The sequence below is a fragment of the Micromonospora sp. IBSANI012 genome (genome assembly GCF_052814045.1).
On the sequence record NZ_CP199933.1, the window covers coordinates 300,078 to 324,565 of the forward strand.

31 protein-coding genes and 1 tRNA gene are annotated in these 24,488 nt (G+C 70.4%); 19 read left to right on the forward strand and 13 right to left on the reverse strand.

The annotated features are described in order from the left end of the window. Positions 1-220: 220 nt before the first annotated feature. The 4 genes from ACTWM8_RS01490 to ACTWM8_RS01505 form a co-directional block, all read right to left on the reverse strand. Positions 221-619 (reverse strand): CPCC family cysteine-rich protein, encoded by a 399-nt coding sequence (locus ACTWM8_RS01490; protein ID WP_446212210.1) that lies wholly within the window; start codon positions 617-619, stop codon positions 221-223. Between the two features lie 387 nt (positions 620-1,006). After that, entirely contained in the window at positions 1,007-1,282 is a 276-nt protein-coding gene (locus tag ACTWM8_RS01495) for a hypothetical protein (RefSeq protein WP_446212211.1), read from the reverse strand. Beyond that, on the reverse strand, positions 1,221-1,409 hold the full coding sequence (locus tag ACTWM8_RS01500) for an adenylyltransferase/cytidyltransferase family protein (RefSeq protein ID WP_446214439.1): 189 nt from the start codon (positions 1,407-1,409) through the stop codon (positions 1,221-1,223). The genes ACTWM8_RS01495 and ACTWM8_RS01500 overlap by 62 nt, the downstream gene beginning before the upstream one ends. Before the next feature lie 210 nt (positions 1,410-1,619). Then, complete coding sequence (locus ACTWM8_RS01505) at positions 1,620-2,267, reverse strand: hypothetical protein (RefSeq protein WP_446212212.1); 648 nt, start codon at positions 2,265-2,267, stop codon at positions 1,620-1,622. A gap of 571 nt (positions 2,268-2,838) precedes the next feature. On the opposite strand from ACTWM8_RS01505, the gene ACTWM8_RS01510 reads away from it, so the two are divergent. Continuing rightward, positions 2,839-3,108, forward strand: a complete 270-nt coding sequence (locus tag ACTWM8_RS01510) for a hypothetical protein (RefSeq protein WP_446212213.1) — start codon at positions 2,839-2,841, stop codon at positions 3,106-3,108. A gap of 217 nt (positions 3,109-3,325) precedes the next feature. Here the strand turns inward: ACTWM8_RS01510 and ACTWM8_RS01515 are convergent, their stop codons facing one another. Further along, complete coding sequence (locus ACTWM8_RS01515) at positions 3,326-4,129, reverse strand: protein phosphatase 2C domain-containing protein (protein ID WP_446212214.1); 804 nt, start codon at positions 4,127-4,129, stop codon at positions 3,326-3,328. Then, positions 4,129-4,968: a sigma-70 family RNA polymerase sigma factor gene (locus ACTWM8_RS01520; protein ID WP_446212215.1), complete on the reverse strand. Its 840-nt coding sequence runs from the start codon at positions 4,966-4,968 to the stop codon at positions 4,129-4,131. The genes ACTWM8_RS01515 and ACTWM8_RS01520 overlap by 1 nt, the downstream gene beginning before the upstream one ends. Positions 4,969-5,194: 226 nt before the next feature. On the opposite strand from ACTWM8_RS01520, the gene ACTWM8_RS01525 reads away from it, so the two are divergent. The 13 genes from ACTWM8_RS01525 to ACTWM8_RS01585 all read left to right on the forward strand — a co-directional run bounded on the left by ACTWM8_RS01525 (position 5,195) and on the right by ACTWM8_RS01585 (position 13,515). Then, positions 5,195-5,515, forward strand: coding sequence for a hypothetical protein (locus tag ACTWM8_RS01525; protein WP_238447608.1), 321 nt, complete (start codon positions 5,195-5,197; stop codon positions 5,513-5,515). A 279-nt stretch (positions 5,516-5,794) separates the two neighbouring features. Beyond that, complete coding sequence (locus ACTWM8_RS01530; protein WP_446212216.1) at positions 5,795-6,667, forward strand: hypothetical protein; 873 nt, start codon at positions 5,795-5,797, stop codon at positions 6,665-6,667. A gap of 86 nt (positions 6,668-6,753) precedes the next feature. Continuing rightward, on the forward strand, positions 6,754-7,623 hold the full coding sequence (locus ACTWM8_RS01535) for an FtsK/SpoIIIE domain-containing protein (RefSeq protein WP_446212217.1): 870 nt from the start codon (positions 6,754-6,756) through the stop codon (positions 7,621-7,623). After that, positions 7,620-7,829 (forward strand): hypothetical protein, encoded by a 210-nt coding sequence (locus ACTWM8_RS01540; RefSeq protein ID WP_446212218.1) that lies wholly within the window; start codon positions 7,620-7,622, stop codon positions 7,827-7,829. Before ACTWM8_RS01535 ends, ACTWM8_RS01540 begins: the two co-directional genes overlap by 4 nt. Positions 7,830-7,916: 87 nt before the next feature. Further along, a complete protein-coding gene (locus ACTWM8_RS01545; RefSeq protein ID WP_446212219.1) occupies positions 7,917-8,363 on the forward strand; it encodes a DUF6197 family protein in 447 nt (148 codons plus the stop codon). Then, on the forward strand, positions 8,360-8,659 hold the full coding sequence (locus ACTWM8_RS01550; RefSeq protein ID WP_446212220.1) for a hypothetical protein: 300 nt from the start codon (positions 8,360-8,362) through the stop codon (positions 8,657-8,659). The genes ACTWM8_RS01545 and ACTWM8_RS01550 overlap by 4 nt, the downstream gene beginning before the upstream one ends. Then, positions 8,656-9,006 (forward strand): RRQRL motif-containing zinc-binding protein, encoded by a 351-nt coding sequence (locus tag ACTWM8_RS01555; protein ID WP_446212221.1) that lies wholly within the window; start codon positions 8,656-8,658, stop codon positions 9,004-9,006. The genes ACTWM8_RS01550 and ACTWM8_RS01555 overlap by 4 nt, the downstream gene beginning before the upstream one ends. Then, a complete protein-coding gene (locus ACTWM8_RS01560) occupies positions 9,003-9,299 on the forward strand; it encodes a hypothetical protein (protein WP_446212222.1) in 297 nt (98 codons plus the stop codon). Before ACTWM8_RS01555 ends, ACTWM8_RS01560 begins: the two co-directional genes overlap by 4 nt. After that, a complete protein-coding gene (locus ACTWM8_RS01565) occupies positions 9,286-10,011 on the forward strand; it encodes a hypothetical protein (RefSeq protein ID WP_446212223.1) in 726 nt (241 codons plus the stop codon). The genes ACTWM8_RS01560 and ACTWM8_RS01565 overlap by 14 nt, the downstream gene beginning before the upstream one ends. Beyond that, positions 10,008-10,277 (forward strand): hypothetical protein, encoded by a 270-nt coding sequence (locus tag ACTWM8_RS01570; protein ID WP_446212224.1) that lies wholly within the window; start codon positions 10,008-10,010, stop codon positions 10,275-10,277. The genes ACTWM8_RS01565 and ACTWM8_RS01570 overlap by 4 nt, the downstream gene beginning before the upstream one ends. Continuing rightward, positions 10,277-12,064 carry a replication initiator gene (locus tag ACTWM8_RS01575; protein ID WP_446212225.1) on the forward strand — a complete coding sequence of 596 codons (1,788 nt, stop codon included), beginning with the start codon at positions 10,277-10,279 and terminating at the stop codon, positions 12,062-12,064. The genes ACTWM8_RS01570 and ACTWM8_RS01575 overlap by 1 nt, the downstream gene beginning before the upstream one ends. Positions 12,065-12,082: 18 nt before the next feature. After that, positions 12,083-12,289 carry an excisionase family DNA-binding protein gene (locus tag ACTWM8_RS01580; protein WP_446212226.1) on the forward strand — a complete coding sequence of 69 codons (207 nt, stop codon included), beginning with the start codon at positions 12,083-12,085 and terminating at the stop codon, positions 12,287-12,289. Next, the gene (locus tag ACTWM8_RS01585; protein WP_446212227.1) at positions 12,289-13,515 is read left to right on the forward strand and encodes a tyrosine-type recombinase/integrase; all 1,227 of its coding nucleotides are present in this window, start codon (positions 12,289-12,291) and stop codon (positions 13,513-13,515) included. Before ACTWM8_RS01580 ends, ACTWM8_RS01585 begins: the two co-directional genes overlap by 1 nt. An 85-nt stretch (positions 13,516-13,600) precedes the next feature. Here the strand turns inward: ACTWM8_RS01585 and ACTWM8_RS01590 are convergent. After that, positions 13,601-13,672, reverse strand: a tRNA-Lys gene (locus ACTWM8_RS01590). Between the two features lie 145 nt (positions 13,673-13,817). Here ACTWM8_RS01590 and ACTWM8_RS01595 point away from each other — a divergent pair. From ACTWM8_RS01595 to ACTWM8_RS01605, 3 genes are all read left to right on the forward strand, one after another. Then, entirely contained in the window at positions 13,818-14,300 is a 483-nt protein-coding gene (locus tag ACTWM8_RS01595; protein WP_446212228.1) for an anthrone oxygenase family protein, read from the forward strand. A gap of 123 nt (positions 14,301-14,423) precedes the next feature. Beyond that, complete coding sequence (locus tag ACTWM8_RS01600) at positions 14,424-14,717, forward strand: hypothetical protein (RefSeq protein ID WP_446212229.1); 294 nt, start codon at positions 14,424-14,426, stop codon at positions 14,715-14,717. Positions 14,718-14,762: 45 nt separating this feature from the next. After that, positions 14,763-15,845, forward strand: coding sequence for an NAD-dependent epimerase/dehydratase family protein (locus ACTWM8_RS01605; RefSeq protein ID WP_446212230.1), 1,083 nt, complete (start codon positions 14,763-14,765; stop codon positions 15,843-15,845). 82 nt (positions 15,846-15,927) lie between these two features. Here the strand turns inward: ACTWM8_RS01605 and ACTWM8_RS01610 are convergent, their stop codons facing one another. The 5 genes from ACTWM8_RS01610 to ACTWM8_RS01630 form a co-directional block, all read right to left on the reverse strand. After that, the gene (locus ACTWM8_RS01610) at positions 15,928-17,031 is read right to left on the reverse strand and encodes an IS30 family transposase (RefSeq protein ID WP_446210420.1); all 1,104 of its coding nucleotides are present in this window, start codon (positions 17,029-17,031) and stop codon (positions 15,928-15,930) included. Between the two features lie 57 nt (positions 17,032-17,088). Beyond that, entirely contained in the window at positions 17,089-18,285 is a 1,197-nt protein-coding gene (locus ACTWM8_RS01615; RefSeq protein ID WP_446212231.1) for a hypothetical protein, read from the reverse strand. A 252-nt stretch (positions 18,286-18,537) separates the two neighbouring features. After that, positions 18,538-19,287 carry a ZIP family metal transporter gene (locus tag ACTWM8_RS01620; RefSeq protein WP_446212232.1) on the reverse strand — a complete coding sequence of 250 codons (750 nt, stop codon included), beginning with the start codon at positions 19,285-19,287 and terminating at the stop codon, positions 18,538-18,540. Between the two features lie 202 nt (positions 19,288-19,489). Next, positions 19,490-20,674 carry a GNAT family N-acetyltransferase gene (locus tag ACTWM8_RS01625; RefSeq protein ID WP_446212233.1) on the reverse strand — a complete coding sequence of 395 codons (1,185 nt, stop codon included), beginning with the start codon at positions 20,672-20,674 and terminating at the stop codon, positions 19,490-19,492. Positions 20,675-20,724: 50 nt separating this feature from the next. After that, positions 20,725-21,444, reverse strand: a complete 720-nt coding sequence (locus ACTWM8_RS01630; RefSeq protein ID WP_446212234.1) for a PP2C family protein-serine/threonine phosphatase — start codon at positions 21,442-21,444, stop codon at positions 20,725-20,727. A 63-nt stretch (positions 21,445-21,507) separates the two neighbouring features. Between ACTWM8_RS01630 and ACTWM8_RS01635 the strand changes: the two genes are divergently transcribed. Together ACTWM8_RS01635 and ACTWM8_RS01640 are read left to right on the forward strand one after the other, a co-directional pair. Continuing rightward, positions 21,508-22,536: an AAA family ATPase gene (locus tag ACTWM8_RS01635; protein ID WP_446212235.1), complete on the forward strand. Its 1,029-nt coding sequence runs from the start codon at positions 21,508-21,510 to the stop codon at positions 22,534-22,536. Positions 22,537-22,846: 310 nt separating this feature from the next. After that, entirely contained in the window at positions 22,847-24,181 is a 1,335-nt protein-coding gene (locus tag ACTWM8_RS01640; RefSeq protein ID WP_446212236.1) for a benzoate/H(+) symporter BenE family transporter, read from the forward strand. Here the strand turns inward: ACTWM8_RS01640 and ACTWM8_RS01645 are convergent. Continuing rightward, complete coding sequence (locus tag ACTWM8_RS01645; RefSeq protein WP_446212237.1) at positions 24,168-24,440, reverse strand: hypothetical protein; 273 nt, start codon at positions 24,438-24,440, stop codon at positions 24,168-24,170. The genes ACTWM8_RS01640 and ACTWM8_RS01645 overlap by 14 nt on opposite strands. Positions 24,441-24,488: the final 48 nt, after the last annotated feature.

The following is a 24,488-nucleotide window of genomic DNA, read 5'->3' on the forward strand; positions in this document are numbered from 1 at the left end:
GTCTTGCGTGGCCGGAGCGGAGCGGTAGCGGAGTGCAGGCCGCGCGCCCTGGCGGCGGCGCGTGCGGCCCGTTGCGGGCCGCCTTGAAGACGTACAGAAACTTTGAACAACATCGCCGGCGGCCGGTGTCGGGTCTCAGGACCTCAGTGACAGATCGGTATCAGGACCTGGGTGACACTCCGCGAGAGCGCGGAAGCGACCGGCGTGCGGCCCAATCACGTCAAGTCGTCTCGGGCGCCGATCGGCGGCGTCTGCGCTCTTCCCAACGGGCTTGTCGCTCGGCATAGGCACGCCGCGCATCCGCCAGGCTGACCGGCCGTTCGGCGTAGGCACGCCGGGCATCCGTCAGACTGAGCGAACCGTTGGGGCCGCCTCGCACCGTGTCAGCGTCTTCGTCATCCTGCCCGTCGTCCTCCCAGCCGCAGGCGAAGCAAATCTCGAACTGACCTCGCCCCTCGAGCGTCGGGTGCCGACAGCAGGGACACGCGTACGGTCCGCCAGCCGCTTCAGCCACTACAGATCGCTGGTTCAACGCCTCGACGTACTGCTCAAACCACCTGGTGCAGCTCGCGAGTTCTTCTCCGGACGGCCCCTCCTGCTTACCGGCATGCTCGTCCATCCTCTGCACCTCTCGTTGTCGATCCAGTTCAAGTATCGAGCTCAGCACAGAAAGGCACTACCGCAGGGAGGTGGTACTACCGCGTTCTGTGACACGTACCGTCCGCAACTCTGTCGACACGAACTGCCCGAGGCAGACAAGATCGTCTAGCTGGAGGTGTCACGCACGTCCTGAGACTGATCTGTCACGGAGGTCCTGAGACCGGACATCGCCGGCGGCCGGCTGTCGGGCTCCACTTGATCCGTTACACATCAGCTTCACTTGATGGGTGACAGCCAGCCGGATCTCTCCTGTTCTGCTGTCACAGTGCGTAACCGGCGTGCCGTCCTATCGCCGGGGTAGCGATCCTCGATGCCGGTCAAGACGCGCGGTCAGCGGCAGATCCGGTCATTCATTTCGCGAGGCGGCCGCGTCGAGCACCCGCTGGATCAACTGGGTGGTTGAGATTCCTCCCGTGCGCCGAACGTAAGTGAGTTTCCCGGCTGCTGCGGCGGGCCCGTATACGAACTCGGCTCCCTCGGGCGACAAGTCGTCGCCGTGCACCACGGTGGTGATCCCGTGCTCGGCAAGAAACTCTTCGGTCACTTGGAGCGGGGCGTCCTCAATCACCTCGTCGACGTACCTGCACGACTCGATCACGGCGACACGCTCGGCGAGGGTCATGATGGGACGACGCTTGTAGGAGGCTGCGGGTGTTGTCGGACAGCACGCCGACGACCAGCCAGTCACCATGGCGGCGCGCCTCCCGGAGGAGCGACACGTGGCCCGCGTGGAACAGGTCTCCAACCATGTCGACGTAAACCCGCGATATGGCAGCCGCACCCACGTCTGGGTTCTCCACAACAACTCACCTGCTTCTTCGCCCACACCAGTCGCGGTCGCTCACCGTTCTACCGGACGAGACCGCCGAGGCGCGGACATCGGCATGACCGAGCGCATCGCGGCAGATCCGGTAGCTTGATATCAGCCATTGGCGCCGCTATGTAGCCGTCGGCCTCGGTCACTTTTGGGTGTCACCGGGTTCAAGGGGCGGCTGTTCTGCGGAGATCTCTGGGCGAATTCCATCGCCGTCGAAAACGCCCAGCTTGATGTCCGAGGCCCGATACTCACGGGACGAATAGTATCGGCGGGACCCGCTCCACTCGTCGTAACATAACACCTCAATCCTCAGATAAGCGTCGTCCCCGAGGGCGAAGAGCGTCTCAAGAGCGGTCGATCCGCCGTTCACGACCACTGCTTTTTGCTCCGCAGTGAAGGGAAAGTTGCCGAAGTTCATTCTGTGCAAATCCAACCAGATCACGCGGCGAGCTCCCGGCGCCAACCGGAACAGATGTTTATTGTCAAGTGGAACGTCAAGCATGGTGCGGTTGCTCTTGACGTTCAAGCCCTTGTCGGATCTCGGAATCAGACTGACTCCGAGATAGTGCACGCGTGCCTGTATCGAAACATCAATCACACCTCGCTTGCGTCGTGGGTTGTTAATGCGAAACCTGTATACCGTCTTCCCTGACCCTCGGTGATCCCGCTTGCTAATAAAATCGTGAAATTGAACCGACGGCACTATGATGTGCGACGTAAAGTACCAGAATGCGACGGACAGCAGGAGGCCCCCTGCGAGACCGACCACGGTAGTAACCCACGTTTCCACACACCAGACGGTACAGATCAGCGTCAAGACCTGCTTCAAGCCTCGTATGCAGCGGTTGTCGCACCGGGCTCGTCGAGTGCCATTAGGGTGCAGTCGTCCAGGTGGCACACTCCGCGCGGACGCATGTCCTGGGGAACCGTGTGACCGGATCTGAACCTGGCCGCGTTGGCAGGCTGCACCCACTACCTGACGGCCGCCCAAACCCACGGGGTACCCGTTACTAAGGACGAGCGGCCTACGTCCCCTTTTCGGCAGATCCGTAAAGTAGCCATGTAGGTCACTTCTGCTTGGCTGCGGCGGGTTGGCTCCGGCTGGCGGCCGTTGATAATAGCCGGGCTATGCCGGTGAGGCAGGGGCGGCGTAGTGGCACGGCCCTCCCTGATCACCGCCTACGGATTGTGCTCCCAGACTTTGCGCCCTCCGGGCATCTCGCCGGTGTTGCGCGGGGAGCAGTGCTAGGAGCGGTCAGTGAGCTCTTCCCTGCACGTCGGTAGGCAACTGCGGTGTCCGGTCCCCAGGTGGAGTTTAACTCTGATAGAGCACTTCTGGTGCTTGTTGCTAAGGTGCGGGCATGACCGAAGATCAGAGTGATCCGACCCTTCCCGCTGATGCCGCAAGAATGATGGGACTTGCCAGCCAGATCTTGCTTGCCTACTGGGACGAAGATGGCATGGAAGAAGTCGGTAGGCTGGTCAACTCGCAGCCACACGACGCCATCGAGGCACTCATTCGCTTCGCATCTCTTGCGCACTTCCAGCTTCTCGGCGGGCAGAACGAGGGAATCGCCAAACTAAAGGAGTTTGCGATCCGTGCCGAAATCGAGCTCGGCAACAGTTTTTAAAAAGTCACCGCTCGGCGGCTCACGCTGCGACGATTCCGTCCTTTAACTTGGCGAGATCGAGCACTCAACTCGGCAGAAGCGGATGCCTGGGACACCAGCGTGGTGGACGGCCGGCGTCACGGGCCGTGTCCGGCATGCCAAGGCCGGTGTAACCCGTCAACTGGAGTCACCGTGTAACGGATCAAGCGGAGTGCGACATCGCCGGCGGCCGGCCGCCTCAGTTGGCGTAGACCGCCGTGGCGTCGTCGCTGCCTTTGTTCCGGGGCCACTTGGTGCCGTTCGGGTCGGCTGCCTCGATCGCTCGGACCCGTCGGATCAGCTCGGTCGGGCCGTGCTCGTCCAGGACGTCGAGCACCCCTTGCCAGTCGAGTAGGTCGAACATCGTGACCAGGCGTGCGGCGCCATCGGTCAGCACGGCCAGCCGCCGGACAGCCGTAAGCGGAATCTGTCCGGTGATCGCGTGGGTGACGACGGTGGGTTCTGCTGCGGCTACCCAGAAGCCTCCTGGCTGGTTCCGCAACGCCAGCTCGGCGTGTTTCATCCGCAGGAGTGCTGCCTGCTTCTGGGCGGAGCCGAACGGGTAGCGGTTGGCCTCGGCTCGTTCGGCCTGGGCCGTAGTGTCGACCCGGTCGTCGTTGAAGACCTGGATCCCGTCGGTGGTGTCGACCACCACCGTCGTGTCGCCGAGTACGAGGTACTGCAACGCGTCTTCGGTCAGCCGGATCAGTGCGGTGGTCGCCGACGGCGTAGCGGGATGGTGGAGGTCGCACTCGGGGTGCATCCTCGCCGTGATCCCGATGGCATCGGTCAGCACGTCACCCAGCTTGCGGTCACCCTCGACGGCAAGGCCGGTGATGGTCGATCCCAGCTTCGCCGCGTACCAGGCCACGCCGTGCGCACAGCCGGTATCCGTGCGGGCGGTCGCACCGTCCAGGACGACGATCAGCCCCTGGGCGGCGGCAACCCAGTCCTCGTTGGGCCGTAGCGGGTGACCCGGGTCAGTCGCGGTCGCTACCCGCATCAGGCACCGTCGGGGCGGTACAGCGGTGTCAGCCGCTCGGTCGACAGGATCTTCCGCCGGTCCTTCGGGTCATAGACGCACTTGATGAGCGTCGAGAACCGGCGGTTCTTCAGCTCCTTGTACAGCTCTGCCAGGTTGGTGGCGACGAAATGGGCAGCACCGAGGGTGCCCTGCGCGTGGGTACCCGCCAGGTAGAGGAAGGTGCCCTTGCCGTCGGGTCGGGGAAGCCGTCCCACGTATCCGTAGTCCGCGGTCTCGCCCCGGTCTCGCGGCGACCGGTAGTCCTGGCCCGTCGTCACGTCGTGGATGTACCAGCCATCGTCATCGACGAGGTACCGCAGGTGTGGATCAGCCTCCATGACCTGTGCCAGGAACGGCAGCAGCCGTGGGTTCGTCAGCACGATCAGGTTCGACCGGTTCAGGTGCACATGCCCCGGCGGCGGCACCACCTCGTAACCCGACTCCAAGCCGACAGTGCGGGCCAGCTCGGCCAGCATCTCGTAGGCGGTGAACGACTCGACCGACACCACCTCGCCGGGGTCGTGCCGGTTCGCTTCCTGCTTGCCGCCGATCGCAACGGTCAACTTGCCTGCGCCGAGGAACGAGCGTTCTGGCCGGACGCCTGTTGAGAGCAGTTGCGAGACGCGGGAGCGAGACATGCCGAGCAGCTCGGCGATCCGGCCCTGCGTCATACCTCCGGCAAGCAGCTCTTCGATGGTTTCGCGCCGCACCCGGGACAGTTCAGTGATGGCCACCTGGTACTCGTCGATCAGAGCGCTGACCGTCCGGGCGCGTTCGGCCGGGTCTTGGATGCTCGCCGCGCTGGCGGGGTCAAGCACTGCGGTGTCCTCTCTGTCCAGGGGGCTAACTACAACCTAGTTTGTCGCTTGCCCTTACACCCTCAACTGCTCGGACAGACTCCCTCAACAATCCTGTTTAGGGGGCTTTACAGCCCTGGTTGAGCCTGCTTGACTGTTTTCAAGCCCGCAAACGACCGATGTTGATGGGGCTTAACAGGCGAGCAGTCGTCCACCTGGGACACGCTCACGACACAGGAGGTCAGTTGTGAAGCTGTACATCGCCACGGAGGGCAAGCAGGTCACGGTGTCCAAGGACCCCGAGCCGAAGAACGACCAGAACGGCAACCAGCGGTCGGAGAAGAACACCGGCCGGCCCATGTGGTCCACCCAGGTCTTCGTTCTCGACGAGACCGGCGGTGAGGTCATCACCATCACGACGGCTGGCGAGAAGCCGGGCGTGAAGGTGGGACAGCTCATCGCTGTCGAGCAGTTGGAGGCCATCCCGTGGGCGACCAACGGGCGCAACGGCACCGCGTTCCGCGCCATCTCGCTGAAGCCGCTGGCTGGTAACTCGGCCGCTAAGTAGTCCTTCGCAAGCGTGCTGTGTGAGCCTCTGTGGTGTCTGCGAAGCGGCCTGACGGTCCGCTGACCTGAGATCCAAGGTCCGGGAGTGGTTCCGACTCCTACATTCCCGGCCCGTCACCACCAGCGGTGGTGGCATCCCCGCAAGAGCTGGCGCGGGGTCGGTCCGACTCCTACATCTGCCGACCCCGTGCCCTCCACTCATCCGACCCAACTCGCATTGGGAGGACTCGTTGTGTCCAAGTCTAGCCCTCGCCGCCCCTTCGGGAAGTCCACCGGAACGGTGACGGTCATCGAGGCCAAGGTCCACCGTTCCTCGGCCCGCAACGCCCGGCTGGCGTTCATCCTCACGGCGGTCATCGTCGGCCTCCTGGCGGCCGTGGTGGCCGCTTCCTACATGCACCCCATCCTGGCCCTGTTCCTGGGCGCGGCCATCGGTGTCCCGTCCGGCGGGCTCGCCTGGGTCCTGGTCCGCATCTGGCCGGTCCTTCGGCTGCTGTGGTGGTGGTCCGTCGAGATCGTGCTCACCACCGCCGTCATCACCTTCTGGGTCCAGTTGGCCGACCACACCTCCACGCCCGTCACGCTGGCGGTCGTCGCCCTGGTCGTCGGCGTCCCCGCCGCTGTCCCGGTCTCCCGCCGGGCCGTGGTCGCCTGGACCTGGTGCCTGGTGGTGCGGCATCGGCTGCGCGTGTGCTTCGCGCAGTTCATCATCGCCAACCAGTCCGGCAGCCTCCCGCTGATCCTGTGGGCCAAGCCCACGCCTGTCGGTGAGCGGGTCTGGGTCTACCTCCGACCTGGCCTGTCCCTCGCGGACCTGGAAGGCCGTCTCGACCGCATCGCGGTCGCCTGTCACGCCGCCACCGCCCTGGTGGAGCGGGCCTCGGACGGCAACGCCGCTTATCTGCGGTTCGACATCAAGCGCCGGGAAGTCCTCACCGCGACGGTGGGCTCTCCGCTGGTCGACGTCATCAACCCGGACACGCCCACGGCCGACCGGCCTGCGCCGGTGATCCCGACGGCGCTGGACCTGCCTGACGTCGACGCACCCGTTATCACCCTGCCGGTGCAGAAGAAGCCGGCCACTACCGCCAACGGCACCAAGCCCGCGGCTTCGTCTCCGGCCGCTCAGGACGACGTCTCCGACTGGATCTAACCCACCAATTCACCAGGACGCGGGGAGCCATGGCGGGCTCGTTCGTGTGGCTCTCCGCGCCCACCTGCCGCCCAAGGAGGGCACCCATGACCACCACGGCACCCGCCCCCTCGTCGGGGGTTCCGGTGGGGCCTGGCCTGTCGATGTTCGACCCCATCTTCGTCGGCATCGACGAGTTCGGTCAGGCCGTCTACATCACCCTCGCCTACCGCAACCTCCTCGCCGGCGGCGAACCCGGCGGAGGCAAATCCGGCCTCCTCAACGCCATTGCCGCCCACGCCGCCCTCAGCGTGGACTCCCGGCTCGTCCTGCTCGACGGCAAGCTCGTCGAACTCGGCCAGTGGGAAGACGTGGCTGACGCGTTCATCGGCCCCGACATCGCCGAAGCCCTGACCGTCCTGCGACGGCTCCAGGTCGTGATGAACAACCGCTACGCCTGGCTGCGCGCCCACGGGTGCCGCAAACTCACCGCCCTCGACGGACTCTCGGTCATCACCGTCCTGGTCGACGAAATCGCCTTCTACTCCGCGACGGTTGGCAGCAAGCAGGAGCAGGAAGAGTTCGTCGCTCTCCTGCGCGACCTGGTCGCACGCGGGCGTGCCGCCGGAATCCCCGTGGTCGCCGCAACCCAGCGGCCGTCCTTCGACATCATCCCCACGTCGCTGCGGGACCTGTTCGGCTACCGCGCCGCGTTCCGCTGCACCACACCCAACAGCTCGAACATCGTGCTCGGTCACGGCTGGGCCGAGCAGGGCTACACCGCCACCGACATCCAGCCCACCAACCAGGGCGCGGCCTACCTCATCGCCGAAGGCGGCACCCCCCGCCGCATCAAGGTCGCCTACCTGTCGGACGCCCAAATCGCCGGCATCGCCGACTACGCCGCCTGGATCCGCCGCCCCACCCGCTTATCGGCCCCCGACGCCTCGCGTCTCGACCTGGGGCTGGCGGCATGACCACCCGGGAGCGCACCTACGCCCGCGCCAACCAGCAGCGGGCGGCCCAGTTCATCGAGCTGTGGATCGTCGCCCAGCCGCACGAGATAGCGGCCATGGTCCAGGTCGCCTCGGCCAGCGGCCGACTCGTCTTCGTCTCCCCGCCGACCCCGATGGGTGGCGACGACACCCGCCACCGCCGCTACCTGCGGCTACGCACCACCTGAAACGGCCGACAGGACCAGTCAACGCCTGCCAGCAACCGCTGGTCCTGCCGACCCTCCGCCAACAGCCCTCGAAAGGACGTGGCTGCCATGAAGGCTACCCAAAACCCACCCACCGGAGTCCAGGTCACACCCGCTGACCTGCTGCGGATGGCTGCCCTCTACCTGCGCCGGCACGGCTGGCACCAGGGCACCTACTACTGCACCGACGTCCCCGCCGAGCACCCCACGCCGCCGGCCTGCGCCGTCGGCGCTATCGGCATCGCCTGCGCCGGCCACCGGGTCAACCACTTCTCCGACCTCAACCCCGACGACCGGCACACCTACCTCGACGCCATCGCCGTCCTGGTCGACTACCTCGACGACCACTACCCCATCCACCTGTTCGACGACGACGGCAACTACATCGACGAACACACCTCGCCCTACTCCTGGAACGACGACCCGCTCTGCACCGCCGAGCACGTCATCACCGCCCTGGAAGGCGCGGCAAAGGAATGGGACCGCCTCCACACCCAGGGAGGCGAGAACCGATGAGCAGCGTCAAGCACCCCTTGACGGCATTCGTGCCCCGACAGAAGCGCCGCGACGTCGTCGAGAACGACGAGTTCGCCGCCTTCGCCCGGCGCATCATCCGCGCCCACGGCCGCCGCGTCGCCACCGGCGACGTCGAAGCCCTCCGCGACCTCACCGCCCTCTCGACGGTCATCGACCAAGCCATCACCGACGCCGTCATCGGCCTGCGGGCCTTCGGCTACTCCTGGGCCGAAATCGGCTCCCGCCTCGGCATCACCCGCCAAGCCGCCCAGCAGCGCTGGGGAGACCGGCCATGACCGCCACCTTCTACGACCCGACCGGCACCCGATACGGGATGCCCACCTACCCCTACCGGATGGCCCCCGAGGGCCTGGCCACCCGCCGGCAACTGCGCGCCGCCGGCCTGCGCCCCGCAGGCCACGAACCCGTCGCGCAACTCCTCTGGCGGCGGGGCAAGCGGGTCGCCTACCTCTACCGGGTTTCCCTCGCCGCACCCAAACGGGCCGCCACCCCCGCCCAGCGCGACGCCATCGCCAAGGCCCTTCGCGCCCGCCGCACCTGCCGCGTCTGCGGCCTCGTGCAGCCCTACTACATCCCCCGCCGCTACGGCTGCTGCCTCGACTGCCACGGAGGTGCCCAATGACCACCGCCCTCACGAACCTCGCCGCTCAGGAGCGGATGACCCCGGACGGCTACGTCGTGACCGCCATCGCCGGTGACTTCGCCGGCCGGGGCGCACTGTCCTTCGAACGGTTCCTGTCCGGCTACTACGCCGAATCGCTGCGCATCATCCACGAAGCCCACCTCACCGACTGCACCGCCGCCGACGGCGAGCACTGCGCCACCTGCAACGGCATCCGCGTCGGACTCGCCGGCCTCACCGCCGAAGAACGCATCGTCACCGCCGGGGAGGTGCACACCGATGCCCCGCACTGACCGCACCACCGGCACCCGCATCGAGGGCCTGGTCCTGGTCCTCATCCTCCTGCTCGTCGCCGGCTTCGCCGGAGCCGCTTCGTTCACCCACGTCAAGGACTGGACCCTCGCCAACTCCCCGGCCGGCACGGGAGAGTGGTTCGGCTGGGCCAACGCGGTCATCTCCGAACTCGTCCCCATCGCCTGCCTACTGACCATCCGCCGACGCCGCCGCACCGGCGCACCCATCGGCTACCCGCTGTTCCTGCTCATCGCCGCCGCCGGCCTCTCCCTGGCCGCGCAACTCGCGGTCGCCAAGCCCGGAATCTCCGGCTGGCTGCTCTCGGCCGTGCCGGCCCTGGCGTTCATGGCCCTGGTCAAACTCGTCCTCGCCCCCGCCCCCACCGCGCGGGAGGACACTCCGGCCGCCGAGCCGGCCAAACCGATCCGCGTCCAGGTGGCCGAGCAGGTCACCGCAGAGCCGGCGCCGCCAGCCGCCATCACCCCGGCCCCCGAGCCGACTCCGGCCGCCCAGCCGACTCCCGCCCCGGCTGTGGAGCCGGAGCCCGTCACCGTCCCGACTCACCTGCTGCCCACCGCACGCTTCGCCGCTGTGCAGCACGAACAGGCCACCGGCCAGCCCATCACCGCTGATGAGCTCTCCCACCGGCTGAGCATCGCCCCGGCCGTCGCCGGGCAGCTCCTGACCACCATCGCCGGTGGTGCCCGATGACCATCCACCTCGTCGACATCGAGCAGGTCACCCACACCTGCCCGGCCTTCGCCGACCCGCACCCGTTCGACATCCGCCGCACGCCGGTGCACGTCATTCCCGGCGGGCCCTGCCGGGCACCGGTCACCGTCCGCTGCGGCGCACAGACCGCCCAGATTCCCTGCCATCGGCACGAGCCGACCAAGCGCCAGTGCGGCGCCTGTCGGGTCATCGTCACCGAACGCACCATCACCACCCGCACCCTGACTGAAGAGGTAGCGGCTTGATGGCCTCGACGCTGGACCTCACACCCCGGACTTCGGCCCGGGGTGTGGGCTCGAACGCCGACACCATCCCCCCGGTCTACGCCTACACCGCCGCCGGGTCCGCGTTCGAACGCGCCACCCGCCCCGACTACTTCGGCTGGCTGGAGCACGTTCGCGCCGCCGCCGGCTGCACCCGCCCGATCCGCCTTGCCGGGCAGCTCCTCACCGTCGAGCAGGGCACCGGCCGCGTGCTGGATCAGCGGGACACCGACGCCATGCCCGATGCCACGATCTATACCGCCTGCGGCAACCGCCGTGCCACCGTCTGCCCGTCCTGCGCGCAGACCTACCAACGCGACGCCTACCAGCTCTTGCGCGCTGGCCTCGTCGGCGGCAAGGGTGTGCCCGGGACGGTGGCCCAGCACCCGGCGGTGTTCCCGACCTTCACGGCCCCGTCCTTCGGTCCCGTTCACGTGCGGGTGGTCAAGCGGCACAGCTGCGGCAACCGCAAGCGCTGTGATTGCCGGTCGGAGCCGTGTCACGCCCGCCGCAACGTCGGCGTCTGCGAGCACGGTCGCCCCGCCGTCTGCTGGGCGCGACACGAGCCCGGCGACGTCGTGCTGGGGCAGCCGTTGTGCCTGGACTGCTACGACCACGACCACCAGGTCGTCTGGAACCTCTACTCCGGTGAGCTGTGGCATCGCACCAAGCAAGCCGCGGAACGCCATCTGGCGAAGCTGGCCCGCCGCTGCGGCATTCCCCGCGTCGAGGTGGTCACCGCCTCGGGCAACATCCGCAGGGTTCCGCCGGTCCGGTTGTCGCACGGCAAGGTGGCCGAGTTTCAGGCTCGGGGAGCTGTCCACTTCCACGCCCTGGTGCGCCTCGACGGCGTCGACCCGGACGACCCCGCCTCCGTGGTGCCCCCGCCGGCCGGGTTTACGGTCGGCGACCTGGAAGACGCCCTGCGGCACGCCGCCGAGCAGGTCGCCTTCGCCACCCCTTCCCACCCCGACCGGCCCGAGGGCTGGCCAATCGCCTGGGGCGAGCAGGTCGACATCCGACCCATCAGCCTCACCGGAGACGGGGAGGTCACCGACAGCATGGTCGCCGGATACCTTGCCAAGTACGCCACCAAGAGCACCGAGGTAACCGGGCACCGCTCCGTCAGGCTCGACGCCGACACCATCGGCGACTACGCCGACCCCGACGGCGACCACACCGCCCGCCTCATCGACGCTTGCTGGCGCATCGGCCGACCCACCGGCACACCCGTCCCACTGTCCCAACGACCTCGGGACCACCGGCCCCGGCCCGGCTTCGTCGACCGCTGGGAGTGCCCCGACTGCGGCACCCACACCCGCTACCCCGCCTGCCCGGTCTGCATCGCCGCCCGTCAAGCCACCCTTGACGCCCAACCGACCAGCAGAGCACAGGCCACCAACCCGTACGCCCGGCTACGGCGGTGGGCGCACATGCTCGGCTTCGGCGGCCACTTCCTCACCAAAGCCCGCCGCTACTCGGTCACCTTCCAACTCCTGCGGGACAACCGGGTCGCCTTCCGCCGCCACGAGCACCACGACCAGGCCGCCGAGCACACCGACACCCTCCGGGCCGTCGACCACCTCGACGACGACACCACCCTCATCGTCGGCACCCTCACCTTCGCCGGCGTCGGCTGGCACACCACCGGAGACGCCCTCCTCGCCAACACCGCCGCCGCCCTCGCCCGCGAACGACGAACCACCGGCCGCGAAGAACTAGCCCACGAACTCGGCACCGCCCAGTCAGCCCTTACGCCCGCCGCATGATTCCTGGAGGTCATCACCATGAGCCGCCCCGCCGGCCCGCTCGCCCCGAAGTGGTATTCGCCCGCCGAGGTCGCCGTCTTGCTCGGCTTTGGCCTGTCGAAGGTCAAGATGAAGATTGCCACCGGAGAACTCCGGTCGATCAAGGACGGCAAGTACCGGCGCATCCTGCCCGAGTGGGTCGATGAGTACATCCGCGACCAGGTCGACCGGCAGGAGGTTGCCTGATGCCCGCCCGCGCCCGCGCCCGCGCCAATGGGGAAGGCTCAATCTTCGCCTACCGCAACGGCTTCGCCGCCTACGTCTGGGTCGAGAAGCCGGACGGCAAGCGGGGCCGGAAATGGGTCTATGGCAAGACCCGCGACGAGGTCCACGACAAGTGGATCAAATTGCACGGCCAGGCCAAGGCTGGACCGGTGGCCACCAGGTCGCCGACGGTGGGGGAGTACGCCGTGTACTGGCTGCGGGAGATCGTCAAGCCCAACCTGGCGCCGGGCAGCTACGTTACGTACGAGGTGGCGGTACGGCTGTACCTGGGGCCCGGCCTCGGGAAGAAACGGCTCGACAAGCTGCGGGTCAGCGATGTGCAGACCTGGATCAATGCCGTCGGCCGGACCTGCCAGTGCTGCGCGCAGGGCAAGGACGGCCGGCGCAAGCCGACGCAGCGTCGCTGCTGTGCTCTCGGCCGGTGCTGCCAGGATCTCCCGTCGTCGACCAGCATTGCCCACCTGCGGACCGTGCTGCGAACGATCCTGTCCCAGGCCATCACCGAGGGCCTGATCTCCCGCAACGTCGCCTCGCTGGTGAAGCTGCCCCCGGTCCGGTCCCGCAAGCGGAAGGCGTGGTCGAGTGACGAGGCTCGCCGGTTCCTGGAGTCGGCCCGCGCCGAAGATGACCCGCTCTATGCGGCCTACGTCCTGGTCCTGGTGCTCGGTCTCCGCAAGGGCGAGATGCTGGGGCTGTCGTGGGCTGATGTCGACCTCGACGCCGGTGAGCTGACCATCGACCGGCAGCTCCAGCGGGTCGGCGACCAGCTGCTACACCGAGAGACGAAAACGGTCACCTCGGACGCCACGCTGCCGCTGCCGGACATCTGCACCGTGGCACTCGACCGCCGCCGCGACGCCCAGGCCGCCGCCGCCGAGGCTGCCGGCCCAGCCTGGCAGCCGTCCGACCTCATCTTCACCACCCGCTATGGCCGCCCTGTCGAGCCCCGGAACTTCAACCGGTTCTGGAACCGCCGCTGCGACTCGGCCGGAGTCCGGCGCATCACCGTCCGGGACGCCCGCCGCACCTGTGCCTCACTGCTCGCCGACCTGGACGTGCACCCTCGGGTGGCCATGCAGATCCTTCGGCACGCGCAGTTCGCCATCACGATGGAGATCTACACGGTGGTGTCTTCGGCGGCCACCCGCGACGCGCTCAAGCGACTCGGCAAGGCGCTCGACCGATGAACGGCCTACTGCTGTACTTCGCTGCTGTACTCGCCCTGCTGCTGGCCTCGGCGTCGCCCGTAGGAGCCGCTGACCTGCTGATTTGTGGGCCGCCAGGGACTCGAACCCTGAACCTATGGATTAAAAGTCCACAGCTCTGCCATTGAGCTAGCGGCCCGAGCCCTCAGGCTACCGGACCTTGGCCGGCGAGGCCTTCCGGCTTCCGGCCGCACGCCGGTGCCCCGCGGACCCCAGACGCCCACGCATGTCCCCGAGCCTCTCGACCATGGTCAACACGGCCGCGCCGGGTGAGCCTGGTAAGCATGAGAACGATCTCCCTCGCCGCCGCCACCGGAGTCACCGGGCTCATGGCCGGGCTCTTCTTCGCGTACTCGTGTTCGGTCATGCCGGGCCTGGCCGCGGTCGACGACCGGACCTTCGTCGGGACCATGCAGTCGATCAACCGGCGGATCCTCAACGGGTGGTTCCTGGCGGCCTTCCTCGGCGCGGTGCTGCTGATCGCCCTGGCGGTGGCGCTGCACCTCACCGCCGGCGGCCGGGCGCTGGCCTGGACGGTCGCCGCGCTGGTGCTCTACGGCGCGACGCTGCTGATCACCATGCGGTGCAACGTGCCGCTCAACGACCGGCTGGACGCCGCCGGGCCGGTGGACCGGATCGCCGACCTGGCGGCGGTGCGGGAGAGCTTCGAGGCGACCTGGGTGCGCTGGAACCTGGTCCGCACGGTGGCCAGCGTCGCCGCCTTCGCCTGCCTGGTGGCCGCGCTGGTGTCCCGGCCCGCCGGTTGATCGACTCCGGGTCGGCGAAGTGGCGGTCTCCAAGTGGGTGGGACGGCGCGATGTCGGCGACACGGAGTCGATCAACCGGCCGGGTCTGAAGCGGCGGGAGCGGGGAATCGGGACGGGATGAGGATGAGCAGCACCCCGGCCGTGGCGGCGTCGAGCGAGGAGACCGGGCCGGACGGGGTACGGGTGCCGGGCGGTGAGGTGCACGCCTGGCAGCCCGGCCAGAACTCCACCGCCTGCGGGCTCCAGCTCAGCCGCACCCGGCTGCGCCGCTTCCCGCACGTGCCGTTCGACTACACCTCGACCGACGTGCTCACCGAGGCCGACCCGGTCGGCTTCATCTGCCCGCGCTGCCTGGCCGCCACCCAGGGCCGCCGCAAGCAGGAGAAGAGCTGGGTACGCCAGTCGCCCCGCCCCTGACCGTTGCGGGGGTTGGAGTCCGGTTCAACGGGTACGGCAGCCGGCATGCGGATCGTCATCGTGGGTGCCAGCGGCAACGTGGGGACGGCGCTGCTGCGCCGGCTGCGCCCGGAGCCGGGGCTGGAACTGGTCGGCGTGGCCCGGCGGCTGCCCGGCCCGGACGCCGGTGAGCCGTACGACCGGGTGGAGTGGCACTCCTGCGACATCGGGGCGCCGGGCGCGGACGGGAAGCTCACCGCGCTCTTCGCCGGGGCCGGCGCCGTCGTGCACCTGGCCTGGCAGATCCAGCCCAGCCATGACCAGCGCACGCTCTACCGGACCAACGTCGGCGGCAGCCGCGCGGTGATCGACGGCATCGTCCGGGCCGGCGTTCCCAGCCTGGTGTACGCCTCGTCGGTCGGCACATACGCGCCCGGCCCGAAGGACCACCCGATCAGCGAGCGCTGGCCGGCGACCGGGGTGCCCGGATCGTCGTACAGCCGGGACAAGGCCGAGGTGGAGGCGATGCTCGACCGCCTCGAATCCGAGCACCCGACCGTGCGGGTGGTGCGGCTGCGGCCCGGGCTGATCTTCCAGCGCGACGCGGGCACCGAGATCACCCGGTACTTCCTCGGGCCGCTCGCCCCGGTCCGGCTGCTGCGCTTCGGGCGCATCCCCGTCGTACCCGCGAACCGCCGGCTGCGGATGCAGGCGGTGCACGCGGACGACGTCGCCGACGCGTACGCCAGGGCGGTTCTGGGTGAGGCGCGCGGCGCCTTCAACGTCGCCGCGGACCCGGTGCTGACTCCGGAGCTGGTGGCCCGGCACTTCAAGGGCTGGACGATCCCGGTGGCCGCGCCGGTGCTGCGCGCCGCCGCCGCGCTGAGCTGGCGGTTTCGGCTGCAACCGGTCGACGTCGGCTGGGTGGAGCTGGGCCTGAACGCGCCGCTGATGTCCAGCGAGCGCGCCGAGAGCGAACTCGGCTGGCACCCGAAGGTGGACGCCGTCACCGCCCTGAAGGACCTCTTCGCCGGCATGGCCGCCCGAGCGGGCACCACCGCCCCGCCCATGTCCACCGCCCCCGACCTGCCCGGCCGCCCCGCCGGCCTCCTCAAGGCCCGCACCCCCGGCCACGGCAACCCCTACTGACCGAGTCCTCCCACTCCGCCGCCGTTGATCATGAAGTTGTTGTCCCGACACGCCGGGCGATGTCAAGTGGTGAGTGCAATCGTCAGGGCGTGATGAGTTGAGCGAGACGCTGGGTTGGGGTTGCCCAGCTCAGTGTCTGGCGGGGGCGGGTGTTCAGTTCGTGGGCGACCTCGTCGAGGCCGGCCTGGTCGATGGTGCGGAAGTCGTAGCTGCTTTTGGGGAAGTACTGGCGTAGTAGTCCGTTGGTGTTCTCGTTGGTGCCGCGTTGCCAGGGGCTGTGGGGGTCGCAGAAGTAGACCGGGCAGCCGGTGACGACGGTGAACTGCGGGTGGGTGGCCATTTCCACGCCCTGGTCCCAGGCCAGTGAGCGGCGCAGGTGCGTCGGCATCCTCGTGGTCAGGTCGGTGAGTACGCCGATGACGGCTTCGCTGTCGCGGCCGTTGGGTAGGGCGCCGAGCATCACGTAACGGGTGCTGCGTTCCACCAGGGTCACGATCGCTGAGGCGCCGGCCTTGCCGATGACCAGATCACCTTCCCAGTGCCCGGGCACCGCCCGGTCGGTGGCCTCGGCGGGGCGGGCGCTGATGTGCAGGTCGCCGATCCAGGGCCGCCGGCTACGGGCGGCACCCGCGGTACGTGACTGCGGGCGCCGCGCAGTGCGCCCCGACCGCAGGGCCACCTGCCGGGTCAACTCGGCCCGAAGGTTCCCCCGTGACTGCACGTAGATCGCCTGGTAGATCGTCTCGTGGGACACCTGCAACTCCGGCCGGTCGGCGAACGTGGCCCGCAACCACGCGGCGATCTGCTTCGGAGACCACCTACGAGCCAGTTTCCCCGCCACCACCTGCCGCAGCCGCGTACCCACCGCCAGCTTCGACGTTGTCGCCCGGCGTCGCGCCGCGTCAGTCCGCCGCTGCGCCCACTGCGCCTGATACCCCCACCGATACGGGCGACGAGCCCGCCCGGGCGGCAACGACCGCCCGAGCGGATTCTTCGTTCCATGCCGAGCACTGTTGTTCCGCGCCACCTCCCGCGACACCGTGCACACCGGCACCCCGAGAAGCCCAGCGATCTGCGAGATCGTCCGACCCGAGGCCCACAAATGCTCCAACACCTGCCGATGCCCGAACGTCAACACACCCGGCCTCGCCACCAGCACCTCCAGCCCAACCAAGATCAGTTGCACTGAAGCCTAGAAACCGCCCCGGTGCGGCGGGCAACAACCTCATGATCGACGCGCGGGTCAGCTCAGGCGGGAGGAGGTGATGGTGGGTGGGCGGGCGCCTAGGAAGAAGATGCCGGGGAGGCCCTGGGTCTCGAAGCCGTCGCTGGGGTTGCGGCGCAGGGTCGAGTGCTCAATCCGCATGGTGCCGGTGCGGTTGTTGCTGACGAAGAAGATCGCGCCGCCGCCCTCGTTGGCGTGGTTGTTCTCGATGCGGGTGCCGGCGATGCGCACGGTGAACTCGTTGCCGTCGCAGTAGATGGCACCGCCGCTGCCGCCGCCGGGGGTGCCCGAGCGGGCCGGGTTGGCGCCGCTGCCGACCGCCTTGTTGCCGGTGAAGACGCTGTTCAGCACCGTCCAGGAGACGCCGATGCTGCTCAGCGCCGCCCCGTTGGCGCAGACCCCGCCGGTGAAGGTGCTGTTCACCACGTACACCGGCTTGTTGTCGTACTGGCTGAGCACCCGCAGCGCCGCGCCGCCCAGGTCGGGGCCGGTCCGGTCGCAACGGTTGCCGGTGAAGCGGGAGTTGACCACCTTGACCCGGCCGCCGCGTACGAAGATCGCGCCACCCCCGCCGCCCTCGGCCCGCTCGCCGGTGGAGTTGCCGTCGGCCAAGGTCAGGTTCTGCACGGTGAGCTGCGGGTGGTCCTGGTTCTGGCAGTGCGAGGTGGTCCAGCCCTGTGCGCCGTCGCAGGTGTTCATGTAGAGGATGCGCCGCTCACCACCCCCGGAAAGGGTGACCTTGCCGCCGCCGTCCAGCACGATCCGCGCCCCGACCTTGTTACGGACCTTCGCGGTGGCCTTCATCCGGATCGTCACCGGGTCGGGGCCGCAGTCGAAGGTGATGATCCCGCCCGCCGCGACCGCCCGCACCACCGCGTCCGAGGTGCAGCTCGCCGGGGTGCCCGTGCCCACTGTCCTGGTCGGACGGGAGGTGTCCACCGCCCGCGCCTCGGCCGGGACCGTGGCACCCCCGTTCGGGTTGCCCGCCCGCAGCGGCGAGCCGGCGGTCTTCGACGGCTTCGGGGACGCGCTCTTTCCCGGCCCGCCCAGGCCGCTGCGGTCCGTCGGTCCGCCAGACGGGCTCGCCGTCGGGGCGGTCGCCTCCACGGTGGACCGCGCGACCGGGGCCGCGCCGCCCCCGCTTCCGCCGCAGGCGGGCAGGGTGGCGGTGGCGACACCGAGGGCGAGCAGGCAGACAAGGGATCTCACGCGCACCCGCCGATGCTAGAGGCGCGCGCAGTCCGCGGCGGTTTCTCCGCCGAGGCTTAACCCACCGCTAAACCGCGCTCCGCCGGTTGATCCACGCGCTTTGGCGGGCGGTGAGGCGGCAGGGCGCGGCGGGGTCGTGTGCCGCGTTGCTTCCGGGTTGATCCACGCGCTTTGCGGCGTGTCGCGGTGTCCCCGTCTCGGGAGAGCGCGACACGCCGCAAAAGGACTGGATCAAGCGTGCGAGCGGCCGGCGGGTGGTCAGGCGTGGGAGAGGGCGAAGGCGGTCAGGAAGCCGAGGACCGTGATCAGGCCGACCAGCAGATGGGCGTCCTCGAACGCCTCCGGCACCATGGTGTCGGTGATCATCGCGAGGATGGCGCCGGCGGCGAGCGCGGAGATGGTAGCCAGCACCTCCGGCGGCGCCCCGCCCAGCAGCGCGTAGCCGGCGAGCGCCGCCGCGCCGCTGACCAGCGCGATCGTCGTCCAGAGCAGGAAGACGTACCGCCGGGAGCGGCCGGCCTGGCGCATGCCGGCGGCGCTGGACAGCCCCTCCGGCACGTTGCTCAGGAAGACCGCCACCACCGTGACCAGGCTGACCGGGCCGCCGGCGAGCAGGCTCGCGCCGATCACCACCGACTCGGGTACGCCGTCCAGCAGCGCGCCCACCGCGATCGCCGACCCGGAGCCGGGCTGTTCCTGCTCCGTGGGCTGCTCGTCGCCGGAGCGCTTGCGGTGCCGGGCGCCGCGCCGGGCCAGCAGCAGGTTCGCCCCGGTGTACGCCAGCGCCCCGCCGGCCGCCCCGATCGCGGTCGGCAGCAGCCCGCCCTGTGCGTGCGACTCGGCGATCAGCTCGAAGGAGACGGCGGAGAGCAGCACGCCCGCGCCGAACGCCATGACCGAGGCGATCACCTTGCGGGGCACCCGGGCGAAGAACCCGATGACCGCCCCGATCAGCAGTGCCGAACCGGCCAGCAGACCCCAGGCACCCGCTTGCAACCACTCCGGCATCTGGCGGACGGTACCCGACCCCCCGAACCCGAAAACCGCTTCGCACGAATGTCACCGGCCCCACGAGACGCACCGGACCGACCGACCAGCACGCCCAGACGCGCGCACTTTCTCTGAAAGAGTGGCCTCCGGCCGCGCAATAGGCCCGCTTTCTCTGAATCTGCGCGGATCTTGACGCCCGGCGCGGGCGCGGAGCGGGGGGTTAGAAGTCGGCGAATAGGTAGGGGAGGTGGCGGGGGAAGAGGCGGCGCAGTTCGGCGGCTGCGTCCGGGCCGATCGAACCGAGCCCTCGGACGTCCACCTCGGCCGGGTCCAGGACCCCGTACGCGAGGGCGGAGAGCCCGGCGGCGGTGAGCGTCGCCGACGGCGCGGGGCCGCCGGTGGTCAGCTCCAGGTGGCCGGTGGTGCCGTCGAGCAGGTGGGTGCCGGCCAGCCAGCGGTCGCCGACCAGCTCGACCCGGACCCGGCCCGGGCCGGCGGGGAGGCCGGCGAGCGCGTCCAGCGACAGCAGCCGGGCCATCGGGGCGGGTGAGCCCGGGCGGGAGACCCGCGCCTCGACGTGTACGGCCAGGTCGGTCAGCCAGAGTTCGGGCAGCTCGTCGGCGGGGATGTGGAGGGTGATCCGGTCGACCTGGTCGACGTGCCGGGCGAGGAACTGCAACAGCAGCGCCCGGGCGTACGGGTCGGTGACAAGCAGGTCGTCGCCCTGCAACTCGCCGCCGTGGTCGTCGATACGGTAGGTGAGCGCGCCCATCGTCGTACCGTCGATCCGGGCGGTGACCAGCCAGCGGTCGTCGCGGTCGCGCAGCCCGACGGCGCGGAACTCCGGGAAGATCGCGAAGCCGTGCCGCTCCCGTACGCAGCGTTCGGTGAACGCCCGGTAGCCGGCGTAGCCGGCGCCGATCCGCTCCCAGGTCACCTCGCCGGGCAGTTCGGCCCGGAGCAGCGGATCCAGGTCGGCGGGGGAGAACCGGGCCGTACGCGCGCGGGGCAGCCCGACGTAGCCGAAGCGCTCGTAGAAGCCGGCCCGGAACGGGTACAGCGCGGTCAGCGGGTGCCCCTCGTCGCGCATCTCGTCGAGGAGCTGGTGCAGCAGCGCTCGGACGTGACCCCGCCGACGGGCCAGCGGGTGGGTGGCCACCCCGGCCACGCCGGCCATCGGCAGCACCCGCCCGCGCAGGTTCTGCCGCATGGGGATGGCGCTCGCCGCCGCCTGCGTCTCCCCGCCCTCGTCGACGACGAGCGTCCGGTTGCCCTTGTTGTACGGCAGGTACCGGTGGAACGCCTCCACCCGTTCGCTGCTCAGCGGGGACGCCTCGAAGGCGTACGCCTGGAGCGGGAAGCTGGTGGTCAGGCGTTCCTCGGCGGCCAGGCGACGGATGAGCATCCGTCCATCCCAACCCGGCCGGCGGTCCGCCGCAACCCGATTGGTCCGGTTCAGCCCTCCGTCAGGTCGGAGACGACCACGGTGACGTTGTCCGGCGCGCCGGCCTGGTGGGCGAGCTTGACCAGCTGTTCGCCGCAGAGCTGGCGGTCGCCGTACGTGGTCAGCGCGGCGTGGATCGCGCCGTCCTCCACGTAGTCGGAGAGGCCGTCGCTGCACAGCAGCAGCCGGTCGCCGACGAACATGGTCAGCACCCCGATCGCCGGTGGGGCGTCCGCGCCCTGCACGGCGCGGGTCACCAGGGACCGCTGCGGGTGGTGCCGCGCCTGGTCGGGGGAGAGCGCGCCCTGGTCGACGAGCGCCTGTACGAAGGTGTCGTCCCGGGTGAGCTGGGTCAGTTCGCCGTCGCGCAGCAGGTAGCAGCGGGAGTCGCCGACCTGGGCGAGGACCAGCGTGTCCCCGGCGAGCAGGCCGGCGGTCAGCGTCGTACCCATGCCGTCGCGCGTCGGATCGGCGGAGATGGCGGCGCGGATGCGTTGGTTGGCGGTGGCGACCACGGCGCGCAGCGCCTCGGTGGCCTCGTCGGCGACGGTCGGCGGGACCAGCTCGTCCAGGATGCGGATGACGATCTCGCTCGCCACCTCACCGGCGGGGAGCCCACCCATGCCGTCCGCGACCGCCACCAGGCGGTCACCGGCGAGGGCGGAGTCCTCGTTGTTGGTGCGGACCAGGCCGACGTCGTTGAGGATGGCCGAGCGGAGGATCAGCGTCATGCCACAAGCTTGCCAAGAACACCCTTGATCCGTCTCTACGCACTAGTGCGTAGGGTGGCAGAAATGATGCCGGTGTCCATGGTCGGACGCGCCGGCGAGCGTGCCGAGCTCGACCGGGCGTGGTCCACCGTGGTCGACGCGGGCCGTCCGTCGCCCGCCGTCACGGTGATCACCGGGGCGGCCGGGGTGGGCAAGAGTCTGCTGGTCGCGGCGGCCGTGGAGGGCTTCTCGCCCCGCCCGGCGCTGGTCCTGTCCGGCGCCGCGCGGCTGCACGACCCGGCCCCGTACGACTGGCTGGCGGCGGTGCTCAGCGGCCGCGACACCAGCGGTCTCGATCTGCCGCCGGACGCGCTGGCCTGGCTCGCCCAGCAGCCCACCGCGCCGCGCGAGCGCTACGCCCCCGGCACCCTGCTGCGGCTGGCCGTGCGGACCGTCCGGCGACTGGTCGGCACCGGCCCGGCCGTGCTGGTGGTGGAGGACCTGCACGCCCTCGACCCGGCCAGCCTCAACCTGGTCGGCGAGCTGGCCACCGCCGGTGACCTGCCGGCCCTGCTGGTGGTGGCGAGCCGACCGCCGGCCGACGCGGTCGCGCCGGACCTCGCCGTCCGCGTCCTGTCCCGGCTCTGCGGGGTACGCGGCGCCGTGCGCCAGCACCTCGGCCCGCTCGGGGTGGCCGAGGTGGCCGAGGTGCTGACCCAGGTGTACGACGGCACCCGCCCCACCGATCGGATCGCCACCGCCGTCTGGCGGCGCACCGGCGGCAACCCGTACGCGCTCACCGAGCTGCTCGCCGCGCATGCCGGCCGGGGCCTGGAGGCGTTGGCCGACTGGCCGCTGCCGGAGCACCTGCGGCCGCCGGCGCCCCGCCCGACCGCCCCGCCCGACGCCGAGCTGACCGGCCGGGAGGTGGAGGTGCTCGGCTGCCTGGTCGCCGGGATGTCCAACAAGCAGGCGGCCCGCGCGCTCGGCATCTCGGTGCGCACGGTCACCGTGCACGTGTCGAATCTGCTGCGCAAGACGGGCTCGGCGTCGCGCACGGAGGCGGCGCTGTGGGCGGTGCGGCACCGCGTCCCGTCCCGCCCGCTGGGCTGAGCGGCCCGGTCGCCTGCCCCGCCTTGGTCGGCGTGCCCAGCTCTCCGGCCGTGCGGCTCGCTGGTGGCAGCCGACGCGCTCCCGGCTCGTGCGCGGGCCGGTGGGAGAGGGCGGGCCGGTCGCCGCCGCTACGGTGGCCGCGACGCCGACCGACCAGCCCGGCTCCCCGCTCCCGCCTCGTGGGCGGGCAGCCGCGACGCCGACCGACCAGCCGGGCACCCTGCTCCCGCCTCTTGGGCGGGCCGGGTGGACGGGCGCGGCGTGCTGGTGGGCCGCCGCTAGGGTGGCCGCGACGACGGGGGGTGCGGTGATGGCGGGACGGCTGCAACCGGTGCTGGCCGGCGTGGTGACCGCCCTGGTCGGCTTCGCCAGTTCGTTCACGGTGGTGCTGGCGGGGCTGCGGGCGGTCGGCGCCGACGAGGCCCAGGCCGCCTCCGGGCTGCTCGCGGTCAGCGTCGCGTCCGGGCTCTGCGCCCTCTGGCTGGGGCTGCGGCACCGGATGCCGATCGCGATCGCCTGGTCCACCCCGGGCGCGGCGCTGCTGGTCGCCACCGGCCCGGTCCCCGGCGGCTGGCCCGCGGCGGTCGGCGCGTTCCTGCTCTGCGGGGTGCTCATCGTGGCCGCGGGTCTCTTTCCCGTGCTGGGTCGGGCGGTCGCCGCGATCCCGGGCCCGGTGGCGGCGGCGATGCTGGCCGGGGTGCTGCTGCCGCTCTGCACCGCCCCGGTGCGGGCGCTGGTCGAGGTGCCCCGGCTGGCCGTACCGGTGATCGTCACCTGGCTGGTGCTGCACCGGTTCGCCCGGCGTTGGGCCGTGCCGGCGGCGCTGGTGGTGGCCGCGGTGACGATCGCGCTCACCTCGCCGGCCGGCGGCGTCGGCGGGTTCCGGCCGGTGGTCGAGCTGACCGCGCCGGAGTTCACCGTGCCCGCGCTGGTCGGGCTGGCGCTGCCGCTCTTCCTGGTCACCATGGCCGCCCAGAACGTCCCCGGTACGGCGGTACTGCGCGGCTACGGCTACCAGCCGCCGCTGAACGCGGCGCTGCGGGTGACCGGGTTGGCCAGCGCGCTCGGCGCGCCCCTCGGCGGACACGCGGTGAACCTCGCGGCGATCAGCGCCGCCCTGGCGGCCGGGCCGGACGCCCACCCGGACCCGGAGCGGCGCTGGATCGCCTCGGTCACCGCCGGCCTGGGGCTGGCGCTGCTCGGGCTGGGAGCGGGGGTGGCGACCGCGCTGGTGCTGCTCTCCCCGCCGGTGCTGATCGAGGCGGTGGCCGGGCTGGCGCTGCTCGGCGCGCTGGCCACGGCGGTTGCCGCGGCGGTCGCCGAGCCGGAGAGCCGGGAGGCGGCGGTGGTGACCTTCGTGGTCACCGCCTCCGGGGTGAGCCTGCTCGGGGTGGCCGGCGCGTTCTGGGGCCTGCTCGCCGGCTGGCTGATGCTGCTGCTCTTCCGCCGGCGTGCCGCGTCGCCGCCGGCCGGCCCGGCGGCCCCGGCCACGGTGCCGGCACCCTCCCGCGCGGCAGAGAACGGATCGGGTCAGGTCAGCCGGGCCGGCTCGGCCGACACCGGATCGGGTCAGGTCGGCTCGGCCGAGAGCGGGTCGGATCCGGCCGCGCCGGCCGAGGCTGGCGGCGAGGTCACGAGGCGCTGACCGTCACGTCCACCGCCATCACCCGCAACCGCACGCCGGAGACGTAGCGCTCGACGGTCGTCGCGAACTCCGTCGCCCGGTCCAGGGTGTCGAACAGGACCAGCGCGTGTCCGGTCTCCGCGTCCGCCTGGTCCGGCCCCCACCAGCCCCGGACGAAACCCGGGCTCTGCCGGACCACCTCCGCCATGTGCGCGAACTGTGCCTGCCGCTCATCCGGCCCGCCGCCGGGCATCCGCTGTTCCCCGATGACCATGTACATCGGTCCACACTAGGGCGGCGTGTCCGCGCCCGCGGGCCGCGCATGTCC

Excerpts from the sequence above, each read along its gene's own strand:
- ACTWM8_RS01490 (WP_446212210.1), bottom strand. The coding sequence starts at position 619 with ATGGACGAGCATGCCGGTAAGCAGGAGGGGCCGTCCGGAGAAGAACTC.
- ACTWM8_RS01620 (WP_446212232.1), bottom strand. The coding sequence starts at position 19,287 with ATGCCGGAGTGGTTGCAAGCGGGTGCCTGGGGTCTGCTGGCCGGTTCG.
- ACTWM8_RS01515 (WP_446212214.1), bottom strand. The coding sequence starts at position 4,129 with ATGCGGGTAGCGACCGCGACTGACCCGGGTCACCCGCTACGGCCCAAC.
- ACTWM8_RS01510 (WP_446212213.1), top strand. The coding sequence starts at position 2,839 with ATGACCGAAGATCAGAGTGATCCGACCCTTCCCGCTGATGCCGCAAGA.
- ACTWM8_RS01640 (WP_446212236.1), top strand. The coding sequence starts at position 22,847 with ATGGCGGGACGGCTGCAACCGGTGCTGGCCGGCGTGGTGACCGCCCTG.
- ACTWM8_RS01550 (WP_446212220.1), top strand. The coding sequence starts at position 8,360 with ATGAGCAGCGTCAAGCACCCCTTGACGGCATTCGTGCCCCGACAGAAG.
- ACTWM8_RS01580 (WP_446212226.1), top strand. The coding sequence starts at position 12,083 with ATGAGCCGCCCCGCCGGCCCGCTCGCCCCGAAGTGGTATTCGCCCGCC.
- ACTWM8_RS01635 (WP_446212235.1), top strand. The coding sequence starts at position 21,508 with ATGATGCCGGTGTCCATGGTCGGACGCGCCGGCGAGCGTGCCGAGCTC.
- ACTWM8_RS01585 (WP_446212227.1), top strand. The coding sequence starts at position 12,289 with ATGCCCGCCCGCGCCCGCGCCCGCGCCAATGGGGAAGGCTCAATCTTC.
- ACTWM8_RS01495 (WP_446212211.1), bottom strand. The coding sequence starts at position 1,282 with ATGACCCTCGCCGAGCGTGTCGCCGTGATCGAGTCGTGCAGGTACGTC.
- ACTWM8_RS01625 (WP_446212233.1), bottom strand. The coding sequence starts at position 20,674 with ATGCTCATCCGTCGCCTGGCCGCCGAGGAACGCCTGACCACCAGCTTC.
- ACTWM8_RS01570 (WP_446212224.1), top strand. The coding sequence starts at position 10,008 with ATGACCATCCACCTCGTCGACATCGAGCAGGTCACCCACACCTGCCCG.
- ACTWM8_RS01630 (WP_446212234.1), bottom strand. The coding sequence starts at position 21,444 with ATGACGCTGATCCTCCGCTCGGCCATCCTCAACGACGTCGGCCTGGTC.
- ACTWM8_RS01595 (WP_446212228.1), top strand. The coding sequence starts at position 13,818 with ATGAGAACGATCTCCCTCGCCGCCGCCACCGGAGTCACCGGGCTCATG.
- ACTWM8_RS01540 (WP_446212218.1), top strand. The coding sequence starts at position 7,620 with ATGACCACCCGGGAGCGCACCTACGCCCGCGCCAACCAGCAGCGGGCG.
- ACTWM8_RS01565 (WP_446212223.1), top strand. The coding sequence starts at position 9,286 with ATGCCCCGCACTGACCGCACCACCGGCACCCGCATCGAGGGCCTGGTC.
- ACTWM8_RS01575 (WP_446212225.1), top strand. The coding sequence starts at position 10,277 with ATGGCCTCGACGCTGGACCTCACACCCCGGACTTCGGCCCGGGGTGTG.
- ACTWM8_RS01560 (WP_446212222.1), top strand. The coding sequence starts at position 9,003 with ATGACCACCGCCCTCACGAACCTCGCCGCTCAGGAGCGGATGACCCCG.
- ACTWM8_RS01545 (WP_446212219.1), top strand. The coding sequence starts at position 7,917 with ATGAAGGCTACCCAAAACCCACCCACCGGAGTCCAGGTCACACCCGCT.
- ACTWM8_RS01600 (WP_446212229.1), top strand. The coding sequence starts at position 14,424 with ATGAGCAGCACCCCGGCCGTGGCGGCGTCGAGCGAGGAGACCGGGCCG.
- ACTWM8_RS01500 (WP_446214439.1), bottom strand. The coding sequence starts at position 1,409 with ATGGTTGGAGACCTGTTCCACGCGGGCCACGTGTCGCTCCTCCGGGAG.
- ACTWM8_RS01645 (WP_446212237.1), bottom strand. The coding sequence starts at position 24,440 with ATGTACATGGTCATCGGGGAACAGCGGATGCCCGGCGGCGGGCCGGAT.
- ACTWM8_RS01555 (WP_446212221.1), top strand. The coding sequence starts at position 8,656 with ATGACCGCCACCTTCTACGACCCGACCGGCACCCGATACGGGATGCCC.
- ACTWM8_RS01535 (WP_446212217.1), top strand. The coding sequence starts at position 6,754 with ATGACCACCACGGCACCCGCCCCCTCGTCGGGGGTTCCGGTGGGGCCT.
- ACTWM8_RS01605 (WP_446212230.1), top strand. The coding sequence starts at position 14,763 with ATGCGGATCGTCATCGTGGGTGCCAGCGGCAACGTGGGGACGGCGCTG.